Raw genomic sequence first — 8,641 nt, 5'->3', positions numbered from 1 at the left:
CATCTGCGGGGCTGAATCGCAAATTGCATTGAAAAATCCATATGGTTAACAAAATCAAATATTTTGTTTAAAGTTTTAAAGATTATCAGGCGCCGAATCTTAAATATCATTCATGAATTCGACATTTCTTAGTTAACAAGATCTCTATGGCGGCTTAGGTAAATTTTAAGCAGAAGGTCGTAGTCTCAAACTCAACCTTGGTCATGGTTAGTGTGAGAGTACAATGACCGAACAGATTCGTTCGCGTGTAAAATATGTAATCGGTCCCGACGGAAGCCCGTTGACGATCTCGGACCTTCCGCCCACCTCGACGAAGCGCTGGGTGATCCGCAGGAAGGCGGAAGTCGTCGCTGCGGTTCGCGGGGGACTTCTATCCCTGGAAGAAGCCTGTCAGCGGTATACCCTGACGGTCGAGGAATTCCTGTCCTGGCAGAGTTCCATCGAAAAGCACGGCCTTGCCGGTCTGCGAGCGACACGCATTCAGCAGTATCGCAATTAATCACCCGTCAGGTGATGTGGCGGACGCTCCGGAAGCGTCTTTTGAAGGTCGGCTTGCGCCGGCCTTTTTGCATTTTGCCGGCCGGCAAAATCGCGCTGGCCCAGCGATCGGTATAATTGCCTTTGCTTTCGATGTTATCGTGGATAAATGGTTAACGCGCTGGGCAGTTTTTCCCCATCTGAATTGCAAATTGCATAATCAAGTTTGGCGGAAGTCCGCCGATTCCGGTCCCGCGCACCTGCTTCATTAACTTCTTGTTAACCTTCTGCGCGGCAAATTTTGCCTATTGGTTGCGGCTGGATGCAGGCAAGATCGGATCTGCGCGAGATTCGATTTCGGGCAAAGATGCGAACGGGGCATTCGTGAACGGTTTAATCGAATTCATCAGGACATTGGGACCGGCAAGAATTGCGGCAATGGGCGCCGTTGCCGCAATTCTGATCGGGGTCTTCGCGTTCATCATTTTCCGGGTCACGTCCCCGCAGATGACGACGCTCTATTCCGAGCTGTCTCTTGAGGATTCCGGAGCGATCGTGAATCAGCTGGAATCCCTGGGCACGCCTTATCAACTGGCACGGGAAGGCAGCACGATCCTGGTGCCCAAGGAGCAGGTTGCGCGGCTGAGGATGCAGCTTGCCGAAGACGGTCTGCCCACCGGCGGGTCGATCGGCTACGAAATCTTCGACCGGACCGACACCCTGGGAGCCACGAGTTTCGTCCAGAACATCAATCACCTGCGTGCCCTGGAAGGGGAGCTGTCGCGAACCATCACCGCCATCGACCGGATCAAGGCGGCGCGTGTCCACCTGGTGATCCCGGAACGGCAATTGTTTCAGCGCGACCGCCGTCCGCCGTCCGCGTCGATCGTCCTTAAAGTGCGCGGTGCTCTCGGTCCGGGCGAGATCCGGGCGGTTCAGCACCTTGTGGCAACCGCGGTCGAGGGGTTGAAGCCGGAGCGGGTGTCCATCGTCGACGAGGCGGGCCGTTTGCTTGCCGACGGCGTCGATGGCAATGCGGAAGGCATGGTGTCCACGAACCTGCAGGAGCGGGTCAACGGCGTCGAGGCGCGGCTGCGCAATCAGGTCGAGGAGATCCTCAACAGCGTCGTCGGTCCGGGCCGGGCAAGGGTGCGCGTTGCGGCCGATGTCGATTTCAACCGGACGACGGAAACGAAGGAAATCTACGATCCGGACGGACAGGTGGTCCGCTCGACCCAGACGAAGGAAGAGGCCTCTTCCAGCACCGATCAGCAGGGGCAGGTCACCGTCGGCAACGAACTGCCCAATGCGCAGGCGAACGACAACAACGGCGGACAGCAGGACCAGTCCAGTTCGACGGAGGAGATCGTCAACTACGAGATCTCCAAGTCGACCAAGACGGAAATCGTCGAGGCCGGTCGGGTCAAGCGCCTGTCCGTGGCCGTTCTGGTCGACGGTACCTACGGTCCGGATGCGAACGGGGATATCGTCTATTCGCCGCGTAGCCAGGAAGAGCTGGACCGGATCGCGGTTCTGGTGCGTTCGGCCGTCGGCTATGACGAAAAACGCGGTGACGTGGTCGAGGTGATCAATCTGCAGTTCGCGGTACCGCCGCAGAATGATCTGACGACGGAAACCGGTGGGCTGTTCGAGTTCACCAAGGACGACATCTTGCGCTTCTCCGAGCTCGGTGTCCTGCTCCTGATCTCCCTTCTTCTCCTGCTCTTCGTTGTCCGTCCGCTGCTGCGGAGGATCGTGACGCCTGAGGAAACGCTTCCCCAGGAGCTGGTGATCGGCCCGGACGGCACCCTGGTCGCGGAGACGGAAGTGCCTGCGGACGAAAAGGATGATGATGAGGACTTCAGGATCGAGTGGCTCGAAGAGGCGAAGCAGCAGGGCGCGCTGCAGGCAAGTTCCATCGCCAAGGTGGGCGAGATGATCGCGGACTATCCGACAGAAGCCGTCACCATCGTGCGCGGCTGGCTCGATGAGGCGGCTTGATCATGGTGGCTGACCAGCTTCAACGACAGCTTACGGTCAGTGCCGACCAGGAAGAGCGCGAGCTGAAAGGCGCCGAGCGCGCAGCCGTCCTGCTGCTTGCGCTTGGAGAGAGCCACGGCAAGCCGATCTGGGACAAGCTCGATGAAATCGAGGTCCGGCAGGTTTCGGCCGCCATGGCCAACCTCGGTCCGGTTACGCCGTCAATGCTGGAAGCCCTGTTCGTCGATTTCGTCCGCAAGATCAGCTCCAAGGGCGCGCTGACGGGGAATGTGGATGCGACCGAGCGTCTTTTAAGTTCCTTCCTGCCCGGCGACCGCGTCAACATCATCATGGAGGAAATCCGCGGTCCCGCCGGCCGGAACATGTGGGAAAAGCTGTCGAACGTTCAGGAAAACGTTCTGGCGAACTACCTCAAGAACGAATATCCGCAGACCGTCGCGGTGGTTCTTTCAAAGATCAATTCCGATCATGCCGCGCGCGTCCTCGGGATTCTGCCGGAAGAGCTGGCGCTTGAGGTCGTCAGCCGCATGCTGCGCATGGATGCGGTGCAGAAGGAAGTTCTGGAGAAGGTCGAACAGACGCTCCGTGTGGAATTCATGTCCAACCTGACGAATACGTCGCGCCGGGACAGTCACGAGATGATGGCCGAAATCTTCAACAACTTCGACCGCCAGACCGAGGCACGGTTCCTTGCCGCGCTCGAAGAGGAAAACCGCGAAGCCGCCGACCGCATCAAGACCTTGATGTTCACCTTCGACGATCTCATCAAGCTGGATGCGGCGAGCGCCCAGACCCTCCTGCGCAACGTGGAAAAGGATCGCCTGGCGATTGCGCTCAAGGGCTCGACCGATGCCGCACGGGAATTCTTCTTCGGCAACATGTCGTCGCGCGCGGCAAAAATGTTGAAGGACGACATGGACGCGCTCGGGCCCGTCCGCCTGCGCGATGTGGATGAAGCCCAGACCGGCATGGTCAACACCGCCAAGGATCTCGCGGCCAAGGGCGAGATCATGATCTCCAAGTCGAAGAGTGATGATGAAATCATCTACTGATGCAGGGAGCTAACACTTACAAACCGATGGGCAGCATGACAAACCCGTCCAAATTCCTGTTCAACCGTGACTTCTCCGCACCGGAGGAGCCGGAGGTTGCTGCTCCGGTGGAGCCGGAAATTCCGATGATGCCGGTCAGCGACCATGAGCGGCTCATGGCCGAAGCCCGGGCGCAGGCCTTCGAGGAAGGCAAGGCCCAGGCGGCGCAGGACCATCTCGGCGCGCAGGAAACCCGCCTCACCGAAGAAGTCGGCCGTCTGGTTGCGGCCGTCGGAAACGTGATGGAGGAACTGGAAGAGCAACAGGTTGCCCAGGAAAAGGATGCGACCAGCTTGGCCTTCCTGATCGCCCGCAGGCTGTGCGCGCATCTGATCGCCCGCCAGCCGCTGGCCGAAACGGTGGCCCTGGTCACGCAATGCCTCGGCCCTTTGCGGCGGTCGCCGCATCTGGTGATACGGGTTGCCGAAAAGGACGTGGACGGCCTGAAGAAGAGGGTCGATCCGATCGTCCATGAAAAGGGTTTTGAAGGACGTCTCGTGATCCTGGGCGAGCCCGAGATCGTCCGGGGGGACTGCCATATCGAGTGGGCGGACGGAGGCATTCTTCGGGACCGCAAGGCGCTCGAACGGCAGATCGATGCGAGTATCAGGGCGTATTTGCAGGCCCGGGCAGACAGCGCGAAGGCGCACAGGTCGCAGGCTGAACCAGGCCGCGGAAAGGAAACCGACGCATGAGCGACGAACAAGACGCAGGCATTCCGCTCGACGAACTCGAGGCTCCGGACCGTCACGGCGGTCTCGAGGAGGAGGCCAGCGGGCCGCAGTCGGCCGCCGATCTGGAGGCTGTGTTTGATGTCCCCGTCCGCATTTCGGCCGTGCTCGGACATTCCAAGATGCATGTTTCCGATCTGTTGAAACTGGCATCGGGAACGGTTCTGGAACTCGACCGGAAGGTGGGTGAGGCCATCGATATCTATGTGAACGATCGCCTGGTCGCCCGCGGTGAAGTTGTGCTTGTCGAGGACAAGCTTGGCGTGACCATGACTGAAATCATCAAAACGGATCGCTAGAGGAGACAGTCATGCGGCTCTTGATTGTTGGTTCATTGGGCGGTCAGCTGACGGTGGCGTCCCAGATCGCCATGAAGCGGGGGGCCAAGGTCACCCACGCCAATGACATCGAAAGTGCGTTGAAGGTGCTGCGCGCCGGGCAGGGCGCAGATCTGCTGATGGTCGATGTCCATCTGGATATCGCGGGCCTTTTGCTGAAATTGCAGAACGAGCGCCTGCATGTGCCGCTGGTTGCCTGCGGTGTCGAGACGGACGCACAGGCGGCCGTCTCCGCCATCCGGGCCGGCGCCAAGGAATACATCCCCCTGCCGCCGGATCCGGAACTGATCGCGGCCGTGCTCGCGGCCGTCGCCCAGGAACGGGGCGAGATGATCTACCGCGACGACACGATGGCGGCGGTCGTGAAACTGGCCGAGCAGGTGGCGCCCTCCGATGCCTCGGTGCTGATTACGGGCGAATCCGGAACGGGTAAGGAGGTGATTGCCCGGCACGTGCACAAGTGCTCCAACCGGGCATCGAAGCCGTTCATCTCGATCAACTGCGCTGCGATCCCCGAGCACCTTCTGGAATCGGAGCTGTTCGGTCACGAGAAAGGCGCCTTTACCGGCGCCGTGGCGCGCCGGATCGGCAAGTTCGAGGAGGCCGACGGCGGAACGCTTCTGCTCGACGAGATTTCGGAGATGGACGTCCGGCTTCAGGCGAAGCTCCTGCGCGCCATTCAGGAACGGGTGATCGACCGGGTCGGCGGCACGCGTCCGGTTCCGGTCAATATCCGTATTCTGGCGACGTCCAACCGGGATCTGGCGGACTGCGTGCGCCAGGGGACGTTCCGCGAGGATCTTCTGTTCCGGCTCAACGTGGTCAATCTGAAAATACCGGCCCTGCGGGAACGTCCGGCGGATATCCTGGAACTGGCGAAGTTCTTCATCGAGCACTATTCCAAGGCCAACGGGGTTCCCGTTCGCGAATTGTCCCGCGAGGCCCGCCAGGCGCTGATGGTCAACCCGTGGCCGGGCAATGTCCGCGAGCTGGAAAACACCATGCACCGGGCGGTGCTGCTGGCGAATGGCGACGAGATCGGAGCGGAAGCGATCCGGATGCCGGACGGCAGCCCGATCACCGTTTCGAAAGGTCCGGCGGAACGGGCCGCGCAGGCTGCGGAAGCGGTGACACGCGCCTTCGTCGGGCGGACCGTGGCCGATGTCGAACGGGACCTGATCCTGGACACGCTGGATCACTGCCTGGGCAACCGGACCCATGCGGCAAAGATCCTCGGGATTTCCATCAGAACCCTGCGCAACAAGCTCAATCAGTACACAGATGAAGGGGTCAGGGTTCCGGGCCCCGGAGAGATGCGTGCCGGTTGAGGCGCGGGAAACATCGGTTTGAAGACGCACACAGGTATCGGTAGCGGTTTGGTCAAGAGCAGATAATGGCGGACACGACAGCAGACGAAGGATTGCCGGTCGCAGCAGCGCCCCAGGGTGGCGAGGCGGCGGATCAGGGAGCGCCCGCGGCTTCCGGGTCTTATTTTTCGTTTGCGGGCATCGTGCAGTCGCTGAAGCGCGGCGACGTCGGCCTCGGCGTCGGTATTCTCGTCATCCTGACGCTTCTGATCCTGCCGATTCCGCCGATGATGCTGGACGTCTTCCTGGCGGTTTCCATTATCTTCTCGGTTCTGGTCCTCATGACCGGCCTGTTCATCCAGAAGCCCCTGGAGTTTTCGTCGTTTCCGACGGTTCTCCTGATTGCGACCATGCTGCGGCTCGGTCTCAACCTGGGCTCGACCCGGCTGATCCTGGCCAATGGCCACGAGGGCACGGCCGCTGCCGGCCAGGTGATCCAGACATTCGGCAACCTGGTGATGGGCGGCAATTTCGTTATCGGGATCATCGTCTTCGCCATTCTGGTGATCGTGAACTTCGTCGTCATCACCAAGGGGTCCGGCCGTATCGCGGAAGTTGCCGCGCGCTTTACCCTGGACGCGATGCCCGGCAAGCAGATGGCGATCGATGCGGACCTGTCCGCCGGCCTGATCGACGAGGGCGAGGCGCGGGCGCGCCGAAGAGCCCTGGAAGACGAAAGCTCCTTCTTCGGGGCCATGGACGGTGCGTCCAAATTCGTTCGCGGCGACGCCATCGCCGGCCTGCTGATCACCTTCATCAACATCCTGGGCGGCATCTTCATCGGTGTGGCCCAGATGAAGCTCACCTTCTCCGAAGCGGCCAACAATTACACGCTTTTGACCATCGGCGACGGACTCGTTTCGCAAATCCCGGCGCTGATCGTCTCGACCGCCGCCGGCCTGCTGGTGTCGAAGGCCGGCGTGCAGGGAGCGGCTGACAAGGCCCTGGTGAGCCAGTTCACCGGCTACCCCAAGGCGCTCGGCATGTCGGCTGCGGTGATGGTGATCCTGTCGCTGCTTCCGGGCATGCCGATGATCCCGTTCCTGGGACTGGCCGGCCTTGCCGGCTATCTCGCCTACAAGGTCGGCTCGCAGAAAAAGCAGGCCGAACACAAGGAAGCGGTGAAGCAGGCGATTGCGGCGGCTCCGCCGCCGCCGCCCGAGCCGCCGATTACCGACGCGCTCAAGATGGACGAGCTGCGGATCGAGCTCGGTTATGCGCTGCTGCCGCTCATCAACGGCAAGGATCAGTCGGGTGGCGATCAGCTGACGGAACAGATCAAGGCGCTGCGCCGCCAGATCGCCGGCGACATGGGCGTGATCATGCCGCCGGTCCGGATCCTGGACAATATCCAGCTCGGCGCAAACGACTACATCATCAAGGTCAAGGAAGTCGAGGCCGGACGGGGCATGCTTTATCCGAACCATTTCATGGTGATGGATCCGGCCGGCGGACAGGTGAAACTGCCCGGAACCCATACGACCGAGCCCACCTTCGGCCTGCCGGCAACCTGGGTGGAGGCCCAGTACCGGGAGGATGCCTCGCTGCGCGGCTACACGGTCGTCGATCCGGCGACGGTGCTGTCGACCCATCTGACCGAGACCATCAAGAACAACATCAGCGAACTTCTCACCTATGGCGACGTGCAGAAGCTCCTGAAGGAACTGCAGGGCGAACAGGCCAAGCTGGTCGACGACCTTATCCCGAGCCAGATCACCGTGTCCGGCATCCAGCGGATCCTGCAGACACTGCTCAGCGAACGGGTGTCCGTGCGCGATTTGGGCACGATCCTGGAAGGGGTGTCGGAAGCCGTCGGCATGACGCGCAACACCAACAACATCGCAGAGCATGTGCGTACGCGGCTCGGCCGGCAGATCTGCGCGGAAAACCTGGCTCCCGGCGGCTACCTGCCGCTGATCGCCCTGTCGCCCCAGTGGGAGCAGGCCTTCCTGGAATCGATCGTGGGCGAAGGAGAGGACCGCCAGCTGGCGATGCAGCCGTCGAAGCTGCAGGAATTCGTCGGCCTGGTGCGCGACCGTTTCGAAGCTGCCGCCCAGGACGGCGAGGTGCCGGTGCTGCTGACGTCGCCGCAGAACCGTCCGTTCGTGCGATCCATCGTGGAACGTTTCCGCGCGCATACAACGGTCATGAGCCAGGGCGAGATCCACCCGCGTGTGAAGCTCAAGACGATCAGTTCTATTTAGTAAGAAAGTCCGGTTCCGGGTTCAGACCAGAATATTGACCCGCGCCATGGCGCTGGCCATGCTGGAATAAGCACCCTTGATGGCACTGACCGTCTGCCGCTGGGAAACCAGAACGTTCGTCGTGAAGATGGACGAGGAGAATTGCGAGCGGATGTTTTGGGACTTCTGGATCGACTTGCGCCGCTGATTCGACCACGCCTTGTTGATCTCCTTGAGGGTCGGAGCCGCGTGTCGCTTGGCGTAGTTGTTTCCGATAGCTGCCATAAGCACACTATTGAAGATCTATGGTTAACAGCTGCTTAATTGTAAGCGCGAAGCTGCGGCCGTTCAGCTCTTGTAGTTCCAGGGCATGAGAGCGCCGATGTCGCTATTGGGCCAACCGTTGGCGATGCGCTCGAGGGTCTGTGTGAGCCAGGCGTGGGGATCAAGCTG

9 protein-coding genes are annotated in these 8,641 nt (G+C 60.9%); 7 read left to right on the top strand and 2 right to left on the bottom strand.

Annotated elements, in window-relative coordinates:
• The first annotated feature begins 223 nt into the window (after positions 1-223).
• The 7 genes from HK439_RS25905 (at position 224) to flhA (ending at position 8,209) form a co-directional block, all read left to right on the top strand.
• Positions 224-499: a DUF1153 domain-containing protein gene (locus tag HK439_RS25905; protein WP_190294396.1), complete on the top strand. Its 276-nt coding sequence runs from the start codon at positions 224-226 to the stop codon at positions 497-499.
• Between the two features lie 362 nt (positions 500-861).
• Positions 862-2,478 carry a flagellar basal-body MS-ring/collar protein FliF gene (gene fliF / locus HK439_RS25900; protein WP_190294395.1) on the top strand — a complete coding sequence of 539 codons (1,617 nt, stop codon included), beginning with the start codon at positions 862-864 and terminating at the stop codon, positions 2,476-2,478.
• Positions 2,479-2,480: 2 nt separating this feature from the next.
• The gene (gene fliG, locus HK439_RS25895) at positions 2,481-3,530 is read left to right on the top strand and encodes a flagellar motor switch protein FliG (RefSeq protein WP_190294394.1); all 1,050 of its coding nucleotides are present in this window, start codon (positions 2,481-2,483) and stop codon (positions 3,528-3,530) included.
• Positions 3,531-3,565: 35 nt separating this feature from the next.
• On the top strand, positions 3,566-4,264 hold the full coding sequence (locus tag HK439_RS25890) for a FliH/SctL family protein (RefSeq protein WP_209012082.1): 699 nt from the start codon (positions 3,566-3,568) through the stop codon (positions 4,262-4,264).
• Positions 4,261-4,599 (top strand): flagellar motor switch protein FliN, encoded by a 339-nt coding sequence (gene fliN / locus HK439_RS25885; RefSeq protein WP_190294392.1) that lies wholly within the window; start codon positions 4,261-4,263, stop codon positions 4,597-4,599. Before HK439_RS25890 ends, fliN begins: the two co-directional genes overlap by 4 nt.
• Positions 4,600-4,610: 11 nt before the next feature.
• On the top strand, positions 4,611-5,966 hold the full coding sequence (locus HK439_RS25880) for a sigma-54-dependent transcriptional regulator (RefSeq protein WP_190294391.1): 1,356 nt from the start codon (positions 4,611-4,613) through the stop codon (positions 5,964-5,966).
• 65 nt (positions 5,967-6,031) lie between these two features.
• The gene (gene flhA / locus HK439_RS25875; protein WP_190294390.1) at positions 6,032-8,209 is read left to right on the top strand and encodes a flagellar biosynthesis protein FlhA; all 2,178 of its coding nucleotides are present in this window, start codon (positions 6,032-6,034) and stop codon (positions 8,207-8,209) included.
• A 21-nt stretch (positions 8,210-8,230) separates the two neighbouring features.
• Here flhA and HK439_RS25870 read toward each other — a convergent pair whose 3' ends face one another.
• A complete protein-coding gene (locus tag HK439_RS25870; RefSeq protein ID WP_190294389.1) occupies positions 8,231-8,473 on the bottom strand; it encodes a hypothetical protein in 243 nt (80 codons plus the stop codon).
• A 63-nt stretch (positions 8,474-8,536) separates the two neighbouring features.
• Positions 8,537-8,641, bottom strand: a 105-nt coding sequence (locus HK439_RS25865) for a transposase domain-containing protein (protein WP_190294388.1), incomplete at its 5' end; no start/stop codon positions are given.

The organism is Roseibium aggregatum, assembly GCF_014692675.1.
Lineage (GTDB): Bacteria > Pseudomonadota > Alphaproteobacteria > Rhizobiales > Stappiaceae > Roseibium > Roseibium aggregatum_C.
Note: the sequence above shows the minus strand (reverse complement) of the source record. Positions and strands in the feature narration are given on the sequence as shown.

Excerpts from the sequence above, each read along its gene's own strand:
- HK439_RS25905 (WP_190294396.1), top strand. The coding sequence starts at position 224 with ATGACCGAACAGATTCGTTCGCGTGTAAAATATGTAATCGGTCCCGAC.
- fliG (WP_190294394.1), top strand. The coding sequence starts at position 2,481 with ATGGTGGCTGACCAGCTTCAACGACAGCTTACGGTCAGTGCCGACCAG.
- HK439_RS25880 (WP_190294391.1), top strand. The coding sequence starts at position 4,611 with ATGCGGCTCTTGATTGTTGGTTCATTGGGCGGTCAGCTGACGGTGGCG.
- flhA (WP_190294390.1), top strand. The coding sequence starts at position 6,032 with ATGGCGGACACGACAGCAGACGAAGGATTGCCGGTCGCAGCAGCGCCC.
- HK439_RS25890 (WP_209012082.1), top strand. The coding sequence starts at position 3,566 with ATGACAAACCCGTCCAAATTCCTGTTCAACCGTGACTTCTCCGCACCG.
- HK439_RS25870 (WP_190294389.1), bottom strand. The coding sequence starts at position 8,473 with ATGGCAGCTATCGGAAACAACTACGCCAAGCGACACGCGGCTCCGACC.
- fliN (WP_190294392.1), top strand. The coding sequence starts at position 4,261 with ATGAGCGACGAACAAGACGCAGGCATTCCGCTCGACGAACTCGAGGCT.